Source organism: Vibrio stylophorae (genome assembly GCF_921293875.1).
Taxonomy (GTDB): domain Bacteria; phylum Pseudomonadota; class Gammaproteobacteria; order Enterobacterales; family Vibrionaceae; genus Vibrio_A; species Vibrio_A stylophorae.
Genome location: NZ_CAKLDI010000001.1, coordinates 1,593,917 through 1,611,573, shown reverse-complemented (window position 1 = coordinate 1,611,573; position 17,657 = coordinate 1,593,917). Strand labels below are relative to the sequence as shown.

16 protein-coding genes are annotated in these 17,657 nt (G+C 48.4%); 13 read left to right on the top strand and 3 right to left on the bottom strand.

The features are described from left to right. Nucleotides 1-76: 76 nt before the first annotated feature. From L9P36_RS07385 to L9P36_RS07370, 4 genes are read left to right on the top strand one after another with little or no spacing between them, the layout of a single operon-like run. Nucleotides 77-838 (top strand): phosphotransferase, encoded by a 762-nt coding sequence (locus L9P36_RS07385; RefSeq protein ID WP_237466068.1) that lies wholly within the window; start codon nt 77-79, stop codon nt 836-838. A 27-nt stretch (nt 839-865) separates the two neighbouring features. After that, nucleotides 866-1,288 (top strand): ACT domain-containing protein, encoded by a 423-nt coding sequence (locus L9P36_RS07380; protein ID WP_237466067.1) that lies wholly within the window; start codon nt 866-868, stop codon nt 1,286-1,288. Nucleotides 1,289-1,331: 43 nt separating this feature from the next. Then, complete coding sequence (locus tag L9P36_RS07375; RefSeq protein WP_237467884.1) at nt 1,332-1,919, top strand: sugar O-acetyltransferase; 588 nt, start codon at nt 1,332-1,334, stop codon at nt 1,917-1,919. 56 nt (nt 1,920-1,975) lie between these two features. Continuing rightward, entirely contained in the window at nt 1,976-2,719 is a 744-nt protein-coding gene (locus tag L9P36_RS07370) for a L,D-transpeptidase family protein (RefSeq protein WP_237466066.1), read from the top strand. A gap of 192 nt (nt 2,720-2,911) precedes the next feature. Here the strand turns inward: L9P36_RS07370 and elyC are convergent, their stop codons facing one another. Then, a complete protein-coding gene (elyC, locus tag L9P36_RS07365) occupies nt 2,912-3,712 on the bottom strand; it encodes an envelope biogenesis factor ElyC (protein ID WP_237466065.1) in 801 nt (266 codons plus the stop codon). Between the two features lie 113 nt (nt 3,713-3,825). Here elyC and cmoM point away from each other — a divergent pair, with 113 nt between their 5' ends. From cmoM to L9P36_RS07335, 6 genes are all read left to right on the top strand, one after another. Next, complete coding sequence (gene cmoM, locus L9P36_RS07360) at nt 3,826-4,602, top strand: tRNA uridine 5-oxyacetic acid(34) methyltransferase CmoM (RefSeq protein WP_237466064.1); 777 nt, start codon at nt 3,826-3,828, stop codon at nt 4,600-4,602. Between the two features lie 24 nt (nt 4,603-4,626). Continuing rightward, nucleotides 4,627-5,949 carry a chromosome partition protein MukF gene (gene mukF / locus L9P36_RS07355; RefSeq protein ID WP_237466063.1) on the top strand — a complete coding sequence of 441 codons (1,323 nt, stop codon included), beginning with the start codon at nt 4,627-4,629 and terminating at the stop codon, nt 5,947-5,949. After that, a complete protein-coding gene (gene mukE / locus L9P36_RS07350) occupies nt 5,930-6,676 on the top strand; it encodes a chromosome partition protein MukE (RefSeq protein ID WP_237466062.1) in 747 nt (248 codons plus the stop codon). Before mukF ends, mukE begins: the two co-directional genes overlap by 20 nt. Next, nucleotides 6,676-11,232 carry a chromosome partition protein MukB gene (gene mukB / locus L9P36_RS07345; RefSeq protein ID WP_435532769.1) on the top strand — a complete coding sequence of 1,519 codons (4,557 nt, stop codon included), beginning with the start codon at nt 6,676-6,678 and terminating at the stop codon, nt 11,230-11,232. The genes mukE and mukB overlap by 1 nt, the downstream gene beginning before the upstream one ends. 228 nt (nt 11,233-11,460) lie before the next feature. Beyond that, nucleotides 11,461-13,149 (top strand): hypothetical protein, encoded by a 1,689-nt coding sequence (locus L9P36_RS07340; protein ID WP_237466060.1) that lies wholly within the window; start codon nt 11,461-11,463, stop codon nt 13,147-13,149. Nucleotides 13,150-13,288: 139 nt separating this feature from the next. Beyond that, nucleotides 13,289-13,945: a hypothetical protein gene (locus tag L9P36_RS07335; RefSeq protein ID WP_237466059.1), complete on the top strand. Its 657-nt coding sequence runs from the start codon at nt 13,289-13,291 to the stop codon at nt 13,943-13,945. A 114-nt stretch (nt 13,946-14,059) separates the two neighbouring features. On the opposite strand, the gene arsB is transcribed toward L9P36_RS07335, so the two are convergent. Together arsB and L9P36_RS07325 are read right to left on the bottom strand one after the other, a co-directional pair. Next, entirely contained in the window at nt 14,060-15,154 is a 1,095-nt protein-coding gene (gene arsB, locus L9P36_RS07330; protein ID WP_290368681.1) for an ACR3 family arsenite efflux transporter, read from the bottom strand. Between the two features lie 163 nt (nt 15,155-15,317). After that, nucleotides 15,318-15,698 (bottom strand): ArsR/SmtB family transcription factor, encoded by a 381-nt coding sequence (locus L9P36_RS07325; protein ID WP_237466058.1) that lies wholly within the window; start codon nt 15,696-15,698, stop codon nt 15,318-15,320. 160 nt (nt 15,699-15,858) lie between these two features. On the opposite strand from L9P36_RS07325, the gene L9P36_RS07320 reads away from it, so the two are divergent. The 3 genes from L9P36_RS07320 to L9P36_RS07310 all read left to right on the top strand — a co-directional run bounded on the left by L9P36_RS07320 (nt 15,859) and on the right by L9P36_RS07310 (nt 17,655). After that, nucleotides 15,859-16,338 carry a hypothetical protein gene (locus tag L9P36_RS07320; protein ID WP_237466057.1) on the top strand — a complete coding sequence of 160 codons (480 nt, stop codon included), beginning with the start codon at nt 15,859-15,861 and terminating at the stop codon, nt 16,336-16,338. A gap of 257 nt (nt 16,339-16,595) precedes the next feature. Continuing rightward, a complete protein-coding gene (locus L9P36_RS07315) occupies nt 16,596-17,042 on the top strand; it encodes a GNAT family N-acetyltransferase (RefSeq protein ID WP_237466056.1) in 447 nt (148 codons plus the stop codon). A gap of 112 nt (nt 17,043-17,154) precedes the next feature. Next, nucleotides 17,155-17,655 carry a hypothetical protein gene (locus L9P36_RS07310; protein ID WP_237466055.1) on the top strand — a complete coding sequence of 167 codons (501 nt, stop codon included), beginning with the start codon at nt 17,155-17,157 and terminating at the stop codon, nt 17,653-17,655. Nucleotides 17,656-17,657 lie beyond the last annotated feature (2 nt).

The following is a 17,657-nucleotide window of genomic DNA, read 5'->3' as shown; positions in this document are numbered from 1 at the left end:
ATCACATCAAGATGGCGCTCTTTTTTATATCATTCAAACCATCAATAACCACTTGTCGTGAGACAACAGGAGATAAATGACAAAAGTTCATATGTCGCAGCATACCGTACTGCGCGCCGCAAATTCCAGCTCGCCAACCGTTCATTATTTTCTTACGTATTTACAGTCATCTTTTCCCTATGCACCCAAGCCCTTGGGCTTTGAATGGCATGATGGCCAAAAGATGGAACGACTCACCTTAGTGCCTGGCACCACCTATGATTATCCTCTGCAAGGGGCGATCGCCAGCGAGCAAGCCTTGGTGAGCGCTGCCATGTTATTACGTCAATTTCATGATGCATCAGCTGATTATATTGACTTGCTGGATGATGAGATGATTTGGCTATTGCCCGCTCGTCAGCCAGCGGAGGTGATTTGCCATGGCGATTTTGCGCCCTATAACGTGACCTGCGAAGGTGAAAATGTGGTGGGCGTTTATGATTTTGATACCGCGCATCCCGCGCCGCGCGTCTGGGATTTAGCTTATGCGATATATTGTTGGGCGCCCTTTAAAACCCATGAAGTGGACCGTTTGGGTGATTTAGATGCGCAAATTGAGCGGGCGCTGATATTTGCCAACGCCTATGGTATGAATGCTCAGCAGCGTGCTGTTTTGCTAAACACTATGATTGAGCGGTTGCATTGCCTTGTGGCATTTATGAAAGCACAATCAGAGCAGGGCGATGACAAATTCAGCATGGATATTGCGCAGGGTCATAGCCAAAGCTATCTCAATGATATTGTATATTTACAGACGCATCGCGCGGCAATTACTGCGCGATTAATGGCTGCACTTTGAGTGCTTTGCAAACAGAAGGAGAACGAGATGGTCGGGGAAACCAATTTAAATCAACTGCTCGCCAGTATGGCGCCAAGTTTAGATAATGAGCGTTATGGTTTTATTACCATGTTGCCTAGTAACCCGATTCGTCATGTGATTGAGCCCAAAGCGACCTATTTTGAGCAAGAGGGACTGACCATGATTGTCCCTCATGCACAGGCGATGCTCTATGGCTTTGAAGTGGAAGCTTGGTTTCACTGCATTACCTTAACGGTGCACTCTAGCCTTGAAGCCGTGGGGCTTACGGCGGCGGTATCGAGCGCTCTAGCCAAGGCGGGGATCAGTGCCAATGTGCTTGCAGCTTATTTTCATGATCATATTTACGTGCCGGAATCGCGCAGTGAAGAAGCGATGAGGGTGCTCCATCAACTTGCTGAGCAAGCGAACTTTGGTACAAGTGAGCAATAAGCCGCGCAATGACTATCCATTACAAAGGAATGTATGCATGAGCATGAGCCAACGCGAGAAAATGATCGCAGGAATGCCTTATGAGCCATGGGATGACGAGCTAAAAGCGGCGCGCGCGAAAGCCAAGCTGGCGTGTTATCACTTTAATCATGCGCGGCCCGATGATGATTCGCGGCTCACGCATCTTGCTGCGCTTTTTCAAACCGAGCAAGGCTTTTATGTGGAGCCAAATTTTTACTGTGATTACGGCTTTAACATTCATCTCAAAGGTTTTTTCTATGCCAATCATCATTTGACCATTCTTGATTGCGCGCCCGTGACCATTGGCGATGAGGTGTTGATTGGACCTCATGTTCTGATCTCTACAGCAACTCACCCGCTGAGCGTGCAAGATAGGCAAGCCTACGAATACGCAGCGCCTATTACCATTGAGGATCATGTGTGGATTGGCGGTCAGGTGACGATTTTACCTGGGGTAACGATTGGACGAGGTAGTGTGATTGGCGCAGGCAGCGTGGTGACACGCGATATTCCCGCCGGCGTCGTTGCTGTCGGGAATCCATGCCGTGTTTTGCGTGAAATCAATGATGATGACGTGGCAGAAAAACAGAAGCAATTGACCTTTATTTAATATAAGGAAGGGATAGGAGAGCATTTGCGCCACATCAGCAATAGGGATATTTAGTGATGTCAAAGATGCGAACGGTGATCTGGCTGGGTCTTATCGGTGTCATGGCAGCCAGCGCTTTGTTTTATGTTTATGGGCGAGCCTACTGGGTGCCTTGGAAGCAAGAGATGACAGGAAAGCGAACCGTTGCGCAGGTGGTGGCGCAATATGGTGAGAAGGCGCGGGCAAAGCTTGCGCCCTATTATGAAAAAGCGCAGGTCGCCTATCCGGGTAAACAGGTGGCACTGCTTGCGGTGAAAGCGGAAAAACGCCTTGCACTTTGGGCGCAGGATGCGGATCAGCAGTGGCATCTTATTCGTGAGTTTGACGTCAAAGCCGCCAGCGGTGTGCTCGGACCGAAATTGCGTGAAGGCGACCGACAAGTGCCAGAAGGGATCTATCGTATTACTTGGTTGCATCCAAATAGTACCTATCATCTGTCTATGAAGCTCAATTACCCCAATGAGTTTGACTGGGCGCGAGCCAAAGAAGAGGGGCGTCAAGAGCCCGGTAGTAATATCTTTATCCATGGCAAAGCCGTTTCTATAGGTTGCTTAGCCATGGGGGATGAAGCCATTGAGCAGCTTTTTGTTCTGGCCAGTGATATTGGAATCGATAACATTTCTGTGGTGATATCGCCTACGGATCCACGTATGCAACCTTTGGTGGTTCCTGATGATGCGCCAGATTGGACAGATGGACTCTATCAGCAAATTACGCAGGCATTTTTAGCCGTCAGTGAATCGCAAATGGTTTTGCAATAACGAAACGAGCCTTGCAAGCATCCAGAAAATAAGAAACGAAGCAACAGGAAATGAAGCCGATAAGCTAGAGGTTGAGTTGAATAGGTCATTGAGAGAACCGGTTGACGCTTCATTTTGCGCAATGAAAAAGGACGCCTTGGCGTCCTTTTTGCATTTTTCGAATGTGTATTGAGTAGTTGAGTGATTACACGGCTAATCGATTTGGCTTGCTTCAACTGGCTCAGCTTCCGGTGGATTGGTGTTGTCACGCAACAAGCGCCACCAACCGCCTAGGGTTTCATACCAATAGGTGGTGGATTGCTCAAGATAGAGCGGTTTTGGCACGTATTTCACCCAAGGCTGCTTAATGTTCTTATGCGCCAAAAAGTTGGTTGGCGCTGGAATTGGGTGCAAACCTGCGTTTTCAAATTCATTGATTGCCCGCTCCATATGTACGGCTGAGGTTACCAGTACAATTTTTGCATCACCAATAGCAGAGGCCGCTTGGTTAGCTTCCTCCCATGTATCTTTGGCGGTTTCAAGCAGCAAAATATCGCTTTTAGGGACGCCAAGCTCAAGGGCAACTTTGGCCATCATTCGTGCATGGCTAATTTCAGTGCCGCCATCATAGCCAGAGAGCACCAAACGAGAGCCCGGATAGAGGCGATAGATTCGAATCCCTTCAATCAAGCGCATCAGTGCGGCGCGACTGAGTTCTGAGGTGGCCGGAATATCTTTATCCACCACATGGCTTTCACCGAGGACCATTACATAATCGATACGTTCTTGATCAGGAATAAAGGCACGGTATTGACGCTCTTGGCTGGCCAACAATGTGGTACTCACGGGTTGGAAAGAGAGTAAAAAAAGCATCACCCATGAGATGGTCAACATCCAGCGCCCCCAGTTGGCATGGCGCGTAAACCAGATCAAATAAAGGCCGATGAGTGCCAAACCAAGCAAGGCTGGGAGCGGCATCAAGAGTGCAGAGAGTATTTTTTTCAGTTCAAACATCAAAATCGTCCGAATAATCGACACTTGAGCACAAAAAGCGTGCGCAAGCCTTTATTCTCGCCAATGTTATGCCAAAATGGCGACGTGTAACATGACATGATAACGAAAGCGACGTGAATCAGGATCGAAATTTCGACGATATTGCGCACAAATTTGCCAAAAACATTTATGGCTCCGGCAAGGGCGATATTCGCCAAGCCGTTTTGTGGCGCGACTTAGAGCAGATTCTTGCGACCTTACCCAAACGGCCGCTGCGAATTTTGGATGCAGGCGGTGGTGTGGGGCAGATGTCGCAACGTCTCGCCGCTTTGGGCCATCATGTCATTTTATGTGACATCTCGGAACAAATGTTAAATTTGGCGAAAGAGGCTGTTACAGAGGCGGGACTCACTGAGCAATATGAGTTTGTTCATGCCCCTGCACAATCCATTGGCGAGCACCTGAGTGCGCCCGTGGATCTAATTTTGTTTCATGCCGTTGTTGAGTGGCTCGCAGACCCAGAATCTGCTGTCACTCATCTCACCCAACAGCTTGCACCCGGTGGCATACTCTCTTTGATGTTTTATAACCATCATGGTTTGGTGTTTAAGAATTTGATTTGCGGAAATATTCGTCATATCCAAGAGGGTATGCCTTATCGCAAACGCTTTAAACTTCAACCGCAAAAAGGGATTGTGCCAGAGACAGCCTATGGCTGGCTCACCAACCAAGGATTAAACATCCTCGGTCGCAGCGGGGTGCGCTGTTTCCATGACTATATGCGTGATACCCGTGTCGGCGAATACACCTTTGATGAGCTACTCAGTATGGAGCTAGCCCTGTGTCAGCAAGAGCCTTATCTCTCGCTAGGGCGCTATATCCATTGCTGGGCTCAGGTTGCCGCCGAATAAAATGATGAAAGATTAGGACGGTTCATGCGCGAACAAACCCAAACTGTGCCAGAGCTTGTGCAGTGGGTGAAAACGCAAGATTTAGCGTTAACCCTAAACAACGAGCGGCTGGCCTTTTTACTTGCTGTTTATTTGGTCAATGATGGCCAACACCAACAAGAGTTGGGAGAAGGGGAGCTGGTGGACACCTTTGCCATGGTCAGCACCCATTTCGCCCAAGTCGAAGAAACCCTTGCCCTGCGCGCGAACAATGCCATTAACGAATTGGTGCGCCAACATCTGCTGACGCGTTTTTACGAACAAGGTGATGAGGGCTGCAGTATTTACCGCTTAACCCCCTTGGGTCTTGGCATTGCAGATTATTATGCCAAGCAGCGCGAATTTACCTCGGTCAAACTATCTGTGCTTTTAGCATTGGTGGCAGAAGAGGTCAGCAAAGCGGCGAAAGCGGCGAGCGAAGCGCAATGTTTTGAAGATTGGTTGCATCAGGTTCACCCTGTTTTGCAACACTCAGTCTCGGATCTCTTTGATCGCATCGATTTGAACCAACGCGTGATGGATGAACATCAGCAGTTGATAAAAAAAGATGTCGCCTCACTACTCAATCAAGATTGGCACAGTGCCATTATGAGTTGTGAGCAGTTGCTGAGTGAAACCTCGAATACCTTGCGCGAACTGCAAGATACCTTGCAAACGGTTGCCGATCAGCTGCAAACCGAGCTGCAACATATTCAGACTTTGGTGTATGGCGAAGATGAGCTGCTGTTTGTCGATGAGCTGGTGTTTGATCTGCAAACCAAGCTCGATCGTATCGTCAGCTGGGGCCAGCAGGCCATTGATCTATGGATGGGTTATGACCGCCACGTCCATAAATTTATTCGAACCGCCATCGATATGGATAAAAACCGCGCCTTTAGCCAACGCTTGCGCGAGTCCATTCGCGGCTACTTAGATAACCCTTGGCATTTGACTTATGCCCGTGACGAACGCTTGATGGATATGCGCGATGAAGCCTTGGTGCTGCGCAATCAAGATGTCACTGGTGATGCGCCTTTGCCTATGGAATATGAAGAGCTGGATCAGGTTCAAGAGCAGTTGCAAGCCGTGATTGGCGAGCATCTGACGCGATTTAAACAAGCAGGCGATCCCATCGATTTGACCTGCGTTCTGCGCGAATATTTGGATGCCCATCCACGCGCACGCCATTTCGACCTTGCCCGCGTAGTGGTCGACCAAGCATTGCAACTGGGTTACTCACAAGCTGAGCTTGATGCAGTGCAACCGAAATGGCACGTTATTAGTCATTATGGTGCGAAGGTACAAGCAAATGTCATCGATAACTATTGAGACCTACATGCCAGAAGCGATGGCCAAAGCCATTGCCAATCCGCTGTTTCCAGCGCTAGATAGCGCCTTACGTGCCGGTCGTCATATCGGCAGCGATGATATGGACAATCACGCTTACCTTGTGGAATTTGAAGCACCACTGAGTCAATTTTATTTGCGCTACAACGTTGAGTTGGTGCGCGCCCCTGAGCACTTTTTCTATCTGCGCCCGCGTTCAACCACTTTGATTGGTCGAAGCGTGCTCTCCGAGCTCGATATGCTCATTGGTAAAGTGTTGTGTTACCTCTATTTGAGTCCTGAGCGCTTGGCCCAAGAAGGCCAATTTGCGCCGCAAGATGTCTTTGAAGAGCTGCTCACCTTGGTGGATACCGGTCAGTTGATGCGCATGGTGACCCTGCGTGCGACTGGCTCAGATGTCGACCGCGATAAGCTGCATGAAAAAATGCGCGTTTCTCTGCGCCGCTTGCGCCGTATTGGCATGATTTTGCCAATCGCCGATAGCGATAAATTTCGCATCAGTGAAGCGGTGTTCCGCTTTGGCGCTGATGTTCGCAGTGGTGAAGACCCACTGGAAGCGCAGCGTCGCTTGCTCAGTGATGGCGAGATCTCAGTCTCTGCCGCGCGTGAAGCTGAGCTTAAACAAGCCGCATTTGAGTCATCAGACCGCACATCAATGGACCATGCGCCATTGCATGACACAGCACAGGATTCGGAGACATCCCTATGATGGAGCGAGGTAAATTTTTATCGCTCACGATGATCAACTGGAACGGTTTTTTTGCCCGAACCTTTGATCTTGATGAACTAGTGACCACCTTCTCTGGTGGTAACGGCGCCGGTAAATCTACCGCGATGGCTTCCTTTGTTACCGCCTTGATTCCGGACCAAAACCTACTGCATTTTCGTAACACCACCGAAGCGGGTAGCGCCAACGCATCCCGCGACAAAGGTTTATACGGTAAGCTTAAGCCGGGCACCTGTTATGCTGCGCTGGAGGTGATGAACTCACGCCAGCAGCGCTTGGTTTTTGCCGTGAAATTGCAACAAGTGGCGGGTCGCGACAAGAAAGTCGACATCAAGGCCTTTATGTTGCAAGACCTGCCTGAAGATTTGCTGGTGAGCGAAATCTTTATTGAGCCCAAAGTGGGCGGTAGCGCCCGCGTGCGTCCCTATGAAGAGATGCGTGATTTTGTCAGCGATTTCCATGGTTTGCAGTTTAAAGCTTTTAATGCGATCACCGATTATCACAACCAAATGTTTGAGATGGGTGTGCTGGCGAAGAAACTGCGCAACCAAAGCGATCGTGGCAAGTATTACCGTCTGATTGAAGCATCGCTATACGGCGGTATCTCCAGCACCATTACGCGCTCATTGCGTGACTATCTATTGCCGCATAACAGTGGCGTGAAAAAAGCCTTCCAAGATATGGAAGCGGCGCTGCGTGAAAACCGCTTAACCCTTGAAGCGATTAAGGTTACGCAAGCAGACCGCGATTTATTCAAACATTTGCTTCGTCAAGCCACCGATTATGTGGCGGCGGACTATATGCGCCATGTCAATGAGCGTCAGCAGCGCATTGATGGCGTGCTGAAAGAGCGTCGCCGCGCCAATGAAGCGGCTTATCGCTTGAACCATGAGCAGCACAAACTGAATGAGTTGTCGATTCAGTCCAAGCAAGAGCAAGCGACGGAAGAGGAGCTTGAAGTCGCGCTGGATAATGCGCACAGCCATTATCAGCGCGTGCAAAGCGCCTATGCGCAGCAGCAAAAAGTGGATCGCTACCAAGAAGATCTATTTGAGCTTTCAGAGCGCTTAGAAGAGCAAACCATGGTGGTGGAAGAGGCGCAGGAGTCTCTTGTCGATCGCGAAATGGCGCTTGAAAGTGCTGAAAGCGAAGTGGACAGCTTGCAGCGTCAGCTGGCTGATTATCAGCAAGCGCTCAATGCCCAGCAAACCCGCGCGCTGCAATATAAGCAAGCCAATGAAGCGCTTGAGCAAGCCACGGCGCATATGGGCCGCGCGATTCGTTTAGAAGATGTGGGTCCGCTACTGAGCCGTTTACGCCAGCAGCAGCAACAAGATACGCAATCTTTGCTTGAGCAAAAACATCAGCTTGAACTGATACAAGCGGGCAGTGCTCAGTTTGATGCAGCCTATCAGTTGGTGTTGCAATTAGACGCTGAGATCACGCGTGAGCAAGCACAAGACTATGCAAAATCATGGCTTGAATCGGGTCGTGAGCACCAAGCACGTTTGCTCAATGCTGATGCCTTAGATGCGCAGCACCGCTCACTGGAGCGCGCTTATCAGCAGTACCAGCAAGCGCAGCAATTGCGTCAAAGCTATCTTGCGCGTCATGGTGTGGATATCAGTGATGAAGCAAGCTTGATTGAAGCGCAAACCGTGCTTGAAGCGCAAATTGAAGAGCTCACCACTTGGCTGGATGAGCTCAGTGACAAACGCTCGCACGAGCAAGAGTTGCATCGACAAGCGCAAGTGGAGCTGCAAAGTCTGCAGCAGCAAGCGCCTGCATGGGTGGCGGCTAACGATGCGCTGGAAATTCTAACGCAACAACTAGCTGATCCGCGTCTTGCCTTTACCACCGATCTTTGTGATGCGGCAAGCGTGATGGGTGCGATGCAGCATGTGCTGGATTACGAGCGTGATGCTGTCAGCAAGCGCGATACATTAGCTGCGCAAAAGCAGCAGCTTGAAAGCGATATCATTCGTTTGGCGCAGCCAGGCGGTAGTGATGACAGCGGTTTGCAAAAAATCGCCGAGCAGTTGGGTGGCCAACTGCTCAGTGAAATCTATGAAGATATCTCAATTGATGATGCGCCTTATTTTAGCGCCATGTATGGTCCAGCCCGTCATGCGGTGGTGGTGCGTGATATCGAGCAGATCAAACCGATTCTTGAAGAGCTGAGTGATTGTCCTGACGATCTTTACTTGATTGAAGGCGATGCCAACGCTTTTGATGACAGCAGCTTTAGCGCTGAAGAGCTTCGCAACGCAGTTTGCGTACGCTTAAACAATCGTCAGCTGCGTTATTCTCGCTATCCTGAGATTCCGCTCTTTGGCCGCGCAGCGCGTGAACAGCAGCTTGAATTGCTGCGCGAGCAACGTGAAGCCTGCATAGAGCAACATGCGATTTGGGCCTTTGATGCGCAAAAATGGCAGCGTCTGCACCACCATGTTAGCGATTTTGTTGCCACGCACTTAAATTTGGCATTTACGCCAGATCCAGAGCCACGCATGCGCGTCTTGCGCAAGCAAATGAATGATTGTGATAGCCGTTTGGCTGAGCTGAATCAGCAAGCCAATACCCAGCGTCAGCAGCTACAAGCGCATCGTTTGTCGATGAAGCAGCTTGCCGAGCTTGGCCAAATGGTGGATCACCTTGAAGCCCATGATCGCGCCGATTATCTCGCGCAAAGTCAGCGCCAGTGGCAAGCGCGTCAAGATGCCCACGCCTTCTTTAATCGCTATGGCAAGGTCTTCCAAGCGCTCAATGAGCAAATGGCAGCCTTGGCTTTTGATCCGCAGTTGCAATCAAGCCTAGAAGCGCAGGTTGAGAAACTGGATCGCGCGCTGCAGCAGCTTAAATCGCAGCTATTTGCCCTCAGTGAAGTGGATGAGCGCCGTGCGCACTTCCAATATCACGATGCAGAAGCCATGGTGGCGCAAAGTAGCGATCTTGATAAACAGCTCAAACTAAAATGGGCTGAGGCGGATAAAACGCGTCATCAGTGCCGTGCTGATTTGAAATTGGTGCAGCAAAAACTCAGTGATGCCAATCAAGTGATGGCGGCGCTGCGCAGTGCTCACCAAGCGAAAAAAGACACCATTGATGAGTTCGTTCGTGATATCCAAATGCTAGGTGTTCGCGCTGATGCCTTAACTGAGCAAGAAGCAAAAATTGCGGTCGAAACCTTAACCAGTCAGCTAGCAACCAGCCGTCGTACGCGCAGCGCGCTTGAAAAAGCGATGACTGCTGCCGAGCTTGAAGTGCGCAGCCAAGGTAAATTGCACCAACGTGCGATGAAAGAGTACCGCATTTTGCGCGGCCAAGGGGTTTCTGTGAAATCGAACTGGAGCGCCGTGATGCGCGTAGCCAAAGACAGCGATGTGGATCGCCGTTTGCAGCGCCGCGAATTTGCATACATGAGCGCCGAAGAGCTTCGCTCTCGCTCAGATAAAGCCCTTGGTGCACTTCGCCTTGCCGTGGCTGATAACGAAACCCTGCGCGATGCGCTGCGTCACTCGGAAGATATGGCGCGCCCTGAGCGTAAAGTGCTGTTCTACATCGCCGTGTACCAGCATCTGAAAGATCGTATTCGTCACGACATTATTCGCTCGGACGATCCAGTGGAAGCCATCGAGGAGATGGAAGTGGAGCTGGCGCGTTTGACTGAAGAGTTGAGCCAGCGTGAAGTGCGCTTGGCGATCAGCGCGGAAAGCGTGGCCAATATCATTCGCCAAACCATTGTGCGTGAACAAAACCGAATTCGTCAGCTCAACCAAGGGTTGCAACGCATTGGCTTTGGTCAGGTCAATGGTGTGCGTTTGAATGTGAAAGTGCGCGATAGCCATTTATTGTTACTGACTGCGCTTTCTGAGCATCATCGTCAGCACCAAGATCTCTTTGGTAATCAGCGTCTGACTTTCTCAGAAGCCATTGCCAAACTGTTCCAGCGCCTCAATCCGCATATCGATGTGGGTCAAAAAAGTGCGCAGGTTCTGGGTGAAGCGCTGCTGGATTATCGTAACTATCTTGATCTCTCCATCGAGGTTAATCGTGGTAGTGATGGTTGGCTACAAGCGGAAAGTGGCGCGCTATCTACTGGTGAAGCCATTGGTACCGGCCAAGCTATTTTGCTGATGGTGGTACAAAGCTGGGAAGAGGAATCACGCCGACTACGCGCTAAAGATATTGTGCCATGTCGCTTGCTCTTCTTGGATGAGGCCGCGCGTTTGGATGCACGCTCCATCGCTACATTGTTTGAACTTTGTGAGCGTTTGGATATGCAGCTTTTGATCGCGGCACCTGAAAATATCAGCCCAGAGAAAGGTACCACCTACAAGCTGATGCGTAAGATCATCGGTGAGCGCGAACATGTGCACGTCGTGGGTCTTAAAGGCTTTGCTGATGTGGCCGCGCCAAGTTTGCCATCTGAGCAAGCCGCGCTTGATGCCACGCAACAGACGACACAAGCGGATAACCAAACTGATTCGAGTTCACAAGCTCAGAGCAGTGAAGCACTCACCGCGAGTGAATCCTAAGCAGAGATTTTGTTGCACGTAAAAAGCGCCTTTATGGCGCTTTTTTATTATCAAAATATCGAACTTCTCTAATTTTGTGATGTAGATAAGTTATGCAGTGCATAAGAGATTGAGCTGCGCTTTATAAGATTTAGGACATCTTAAACAAATAGATATTTGAATTGATAAAATTGACCGCTAAATGGAAATGATTCTGGCACTACGCCCCTGAAAGGATTTACGTGTTTTATGAACCAAAGGATTAAGTTCAAAATGGAAAAAAGAATAATAGCCGCAGCTTTACTTGCTGCACTGTATGGATGTGGTGGCGGTGATAGTGGTTCTGATAGCACACCTTCAGTGAAACAGAATCAATATATAGTGATTGATGGTTATTTGGGTGCGGCGCAAGTCTATATTGACCGCAATGGCGATCGTATTGCTGACAGCAATGAATATCTCGGTTTAACAGATGAAAATGGGAAAATTTGGGTAGACGCAGCTGATGGACAATTTGATACGATTGTTAAAGTGATCGCGGGGCAAACAACGGATAGCGACATTCAAGGTGCAGTCAATTACAACAAAGTGATGATTGCGGAACAGGGTCATTTTACTGTTACTCCATTTTCAACACTTGCGAAAATAAAAAATATGTCACTGGCGGACCTAGCAAGCGAATTAAATGTCAGCGTAGATGATATTTCTCAAGACTATATTGCGCAAGGGTCAGTTTTTGCTCATGCTTTAGCTCGCTCGATTCAACACTTGTTACCTGTAGAGCCGACAAGTGATACTTCAGAAATTAGTAACTTATCTGAAAAATCAAGACGAATTGCTGAGTATTTACAACAGGTTGATCCCAAGCTTCTTTCTGACATGATTATTGTGATAGATGAAACGGGTCGTCTGCAGGAAAGCACAATCGATGAAGTGTATGGTGTGGCATATAATGTGTCGGGATTAACTGTGGCTTGGGAGCAAAAAGATTTTTCATCCCTTGATTATGTTGACTCAATTGAGCCTAGCCAAGGGTTTCATCCCTGTTATACCCAAAAATGGGATGATGTTGTATTAGTGGCGAATTGCGATTCATCAAAATTTATTACGCTAGATATAAACACAGGTCAAATTAAAAATGAGTCCGCCACGCTTGATAACTCAAATGAAGCAGATGACCTTGAATGGTTTATTGATGGGCCTTATTTAGGGTTGTTTAATTTATCTCAAAACAAGATAGTGCAGTACTTTGATAAGTCTTTCATGTTAGTAGAGCCAAAGCCAAGTGAATTGAAATACACAGCATCAAGTACCATTGCATTAGGGGAGCGAGGCGCTATAAAAAATGGTCAAAAATTTGTGTTCCCTCATTATCCGAGCTATGACACCTATGCAAATCAAGAGCATTTAGAAGGCGAAATTGCATACTACGATGAGACTCATGCAAATATCGTCATTCTTGATTCTAGTGGCGGCAAGACTTTACATGCTGCGCCTAGCAGAGCTGACATTTTGTCCGCCGTTGAAAACAAAGTATCTGAGGTTGGTGATGGTCTGGGCATTACCCAAGATGATATGAAAATCACTTGGTTAACGGGTCATAGTTACATTATTAGGCTGGATACGGATAATTCTCTTGTTTCAAATGATTACCATTATTTTTATCGCAATGGTGCAGTGACATATCTGGGACAATTCTATGAAGGTTTATGGCGTATAGGGCTTGATTCATCAACAGTGACCCATTATTCGACATCTCGCGGTGTTGGGCTTGATAGACATGAAATGCGACAGTTCAATTTGGCGACGGGGGGACTTGTAGGCCAATGGTCCAACTCAATGGATGCGCTTCCAGCTGTACTCTATAGCCAAAAACACTATTCAGATGGAATTATAGCAACATCAGATAGTTACTCTACGGTGATCCTACTAAAGTGAGCCGTATCGAAGACATAAAAAAGCGCCTTTATGGCGCTTTTTTACTGCTTATGAAATGCGCAATAAATCGACGCTAAACTCGCTGGATGACAAAAAAGTGGGTATGTTATGGGAAGTGTAATCAGCCTAGGAGGGGAGAATGACACCGAGATTATGGTGGGCGATGTTAACGCGCCCAGTGAGTACCATTCGCCAGTGGGAGCAGGGTGAGTTTGTTGATACAGCGACGGGCAAAGCGGCTTTTTCGCAAGGAGCTCAAGGTGAAAGTAGCGCGCGATTTCTCGCCTGTTTATTGGGCGGTTTATTTGGTTTGGTGATCACCGCGCCGCTCTTTATTAATCCTTTGGTACAAGCAAACTTATTAAAAATCGCACTGCAAAGTTTTGCTTTTGCAGCGTTCTTGGGGGTATTGCTGGTGGCTTGGCTCTATTTTGCCGGCTATTTTCTCGCGCTCAGTGGTCGGCGATTTGGCTATGCGGTTTCAGCAGCTAAAATGCGTTTTGCGCTGGCTTGGTCTTTGCCCTTACTCATCACACTGGCGGCTTTGATGCTGCTTTATATGGCGAACCCTTGGCTACGTTACTCCATTTTCCCAACCATGCTCGGTTATTTTACTGTGGTGGCAGTACTGGCTTGGATCGTTCATCTGGTGCGATTGGTGGGTTGGAGTTTTCATGCCAAAGGGCTGCAAGGCTGGCTGAAAACCACCGCAGCGGTATTGGTGATGACCTTGGCAACCACGGCGGTGCTGATGGCAATCACTTGGCTGAGCTTAGATTGGATTTTAGGGGTTTAACCTCTTTTCGTTGCTCTCGTTCTTCGAGTTTTTTCTCTCTTCCATATCGATCAAAAAAGCGGCACTAGCCGCATTTTCATTGAATTATTCGTTTCTTTTTCGCTCGGGTGTTTATCACTCGGTTTGAGCCGCTGTTTGTTGAGTCGCTTGTTTGTCTTGCTGCTGCCAGCGGCGAGCTACATGGACAAGCGCAATTAATACTGGCACTTCAATGAGCGGACCAATAACCCCTGCAAAGGCTTGGTCTGAATGCAGGCCAAAGATCGCAATGGCCACAGCAATGGCAAGTTCAAAGTTATTGCCCGTGGCGGTAAAGGCGATGGCAGTATTCTTATTTGGCGCAATGTTGAGTTTTCGCCCAATCAGGTAGCTTGCACTAAACATCAGTACGAAATAGATGCCGAGCGGCAGCGCGATGCGCAGCATATCCAAAGGAAGGGTGAGAATCATCTGACCTTTAAGACTAAACATCAGCACAATGGTCGCCAGTAGCGCAATCAGGGTGATGGGTGCAATGCGCGGTAAAAACTGTTGCTGATACCAAGTTTGTCCTTTGAATTTGCAAAGTAGGGTGCGGCTTAAAAAGCCCGCAGCAAATGGAATGCCAAGATAGATCAACACGCTTTCAGTGATTTGCCCCATGCTGATGTCAATCTCGGTACTGGCATAACCCAGTTTTTCCGGAAGTACGGAGATAAACAGCCAAGCCATAAAACTGTATGTGGCAATCTGAAAGAGGCTATTGAGCGCAACTAGCGCCGCGCCATATTCGCGGTCACCATCAGCGAGATCGTTCCAAACCAAGACCATGGCGATGCAGCGCGCTAAGCCAATGAGGATCACGCCTGCCATATAGCCGGGGTGAGAGCCGAGAAACATCAGCGCCAGCACAAACATCAAAATCGGCCCCACTAACCAGTTCATCACCAGCGAGAGAATAATGGCTTGTTTGTCGTGACGGATTTTGGGCAGTAAGCGATAGTCTACTTTGGCAAGGGGCGGGTACATCATCAAAATCAAGCCAATGGCCAGGGGTATATTGGTGCTGCCGATGGTCATGGACTCTTGCCAATCGGCCACTTGTGGCCAAAGTGCACCAATGCTGACGCCAAGGATCATGGCAAGGGCAATCCAAAGGGTAAGGTAGCGATCGAGCCAACCGAGTTTGGGCATCGGCGTGGCCACTTTCGTAGCAGAGGCTGTATTCATTTGGGCTCTCCAATGTTGGGATGCGGCTGCATCATTTTCTGTATTCAGCATCTGTTATTCGGCATCTGTTATTTGGTAGTTATAATTCGTTAATCGTCGAATAACGATGTTTGTTGTCAATAAAAAGCAAAGCCCGTGCTTTGCTCAAAAAAAGTGTCGTACTTTACTTGCAGTTTGGCTTGCTGTTTGGTTTGAGCGCAAAAAGTGCGGCAAACAATTGCTGAAATTCGACGAGTGCTTGCGGTGCGAGGCGATAGCACGTGCGTGGCGGCATGGGTGTTGCTTCAATCAGGCCCGCTTTTTTAAGGATTCGCAGGTGCTCAGATACCGTTGATTGCGCCAAGCCGAGTTGTCCCACCAAATCGCTATTTAAACAGCCGCCCGCTTGGTGCAGTGCCAATAGATGGGTCAAAATTTGCACGCGAGCTGGATGAGACAAGGCTTTGGCAGTTTCTGCCAGTTGTTGAATCTGTACTTTGTGTGCTGCCGATGGCTGTGGTAGCGAACAAGGTTGGCAATCAAGCTCAGTATTTTGCATCTTCATTAAATATAGTCAATCGTCGAATTGCGATGATAATAGGGCGCGGGTTACATAGATACAAGTGAAATTTCAGATGCATTTCGCTATCTGATTGGTAACCTTTTGTATATGATGCATTTTTTGCTCAAAGGATAAGAGCGAATTTTTTAAGGATGAAAAAGAGATGAATCAATCCGCAGCATGTTTGACGCTGGTCGTCGGATGTTTATTCAGTGCCGTATCTATTGCACAAAGCGAGATAGCACAAAGCGAGTCCCAATCAGTATTAGCACCAGTATCAGCAGCAAAGGCGCAAACCTTAAGTGCTGCGCAGCTTACGCAAGTACAAATTTTGTTTTGGCAGCAGATGGCGCAGTCTACCCAGCGCGAATCTGCACTATGCGAGGTGGCGGATTTAAAACCTTGGCTAGCGAGCTTTGAGCCGAATGCTTTGACGCATCGCAATACGCTGGCGCTGGATTGTGCCCCTGTGCTTTACCACAAGCCAACGGCTGAGCAGGAAACAAAGCAAGCGACAGTGATTGAGCACTGGGATTGCCAAACCAAGCTTTCAAAAGCTGATTCAAGACAAACACTGGATGTTCAATTTGCTGTTGATCTTGAGCTACAAAGTATTTATCAAGACAGTTGGCGCTGTCGGTAAAACAAATACGGTCAGCTGTGTTACTTGATGAGATAGTTCGTTAACCAAATAGCCAATTTAGGTAACGGACTGATTGATCACGCGTTGGTTGATGAAATAGACAAGTGATGAGGAAATAGTCGATTGTGCGGTAATTTCGTGATCGCGCTCAAGCCTTGGTAAAAGAGGCGCATAAGGCGGTGGCTGAGACTTGTTCAAGGTTCAATTTATGCGATCATATTGAGGCTTATTTCTAACTTTTTTGTGAGCAAGGATCCATGAGCCATCCCCGCTTAATTCGTCCGATTGAAAAACATGAATTAGCTGCTGTTGCTGAGCTTGAGCACAAACTGTTTGGTCATCACAGCTATCCTGATTTTTTCTTTCGCCAAGCTTTTGACTGCTGGTCTGAGGGGTTTTTAGTCTGCCGCTCACCGCAGGGGATTTTGGGTTACATTGTGCTGGCAAACAGTGAGCACGCTGGCCTAGGGTGGGTCCTGTCTTTGGCGGTGGATGATAGTGTGCAGGGTGAAGGGATTGGCCGCGCTTTGTTGCAGCAAGCGATGGTGCGTCTGAACTATCAGCAAATTCGCCTGACGGTGGATCCTGAAAATGCACCAGCTTGTCATCTTTATCAGCGCCTTGGCTTTTTTAAAGTAGGCGAAGAGCAAGATTATTTTGGCCCAGGGCAAGCGCGCTGGGTAATGGCGCATCACGCGCTTTAAATTTTAATTTTTTGATCAAACGACTGGCTTGGTTTAAGTCAGTCGTTTTTGTTTTTAGGGTAATGGGTGAGTTTGCTGAGTCAACATGCTAGGCAAAACGCCTCAAGTTTTTATGAAATCAGTTGTTTCTCGATTATGTTATGGCGCAGTGCTTGGCTTTAGCGCTGTGTTTGCTTTTTCCTGTTTGGCACAAGTCGATGCACTTGAAAATAAAGCACTATCGCCGCTAGAAGGTCGCTGGATCTCAGAGTGTCGCGTCGATGAGACGCCTAATGTCTACCAAGTTGTTGAATTAAACATAGAGCGCGGCATCATGCTCAGCACAGTGCGAAAATATCAAGATCCGCTCTGTCGTGAGGTCGCAACGAAGTCCGCTTTGGTATCGCAAATGGAGCGTTATGCCATCGTGGGCAAGCCGGCATTAACGGGGCACTATCAATGGTCAGGGATTGTGCAGCTTGAGTCTCGTAGTCAGGGTGAGTCATCAATGTCGGTGCAATTTATTACTGCAGCGATTGAGAATGATCGTTTGTACTATGGCCAAAGAGGCTTTAGTTTTAATCATTTCTCAACCAATTTGGATTGCGCGCGCTATCTAAAGCGGATCCAATAAAG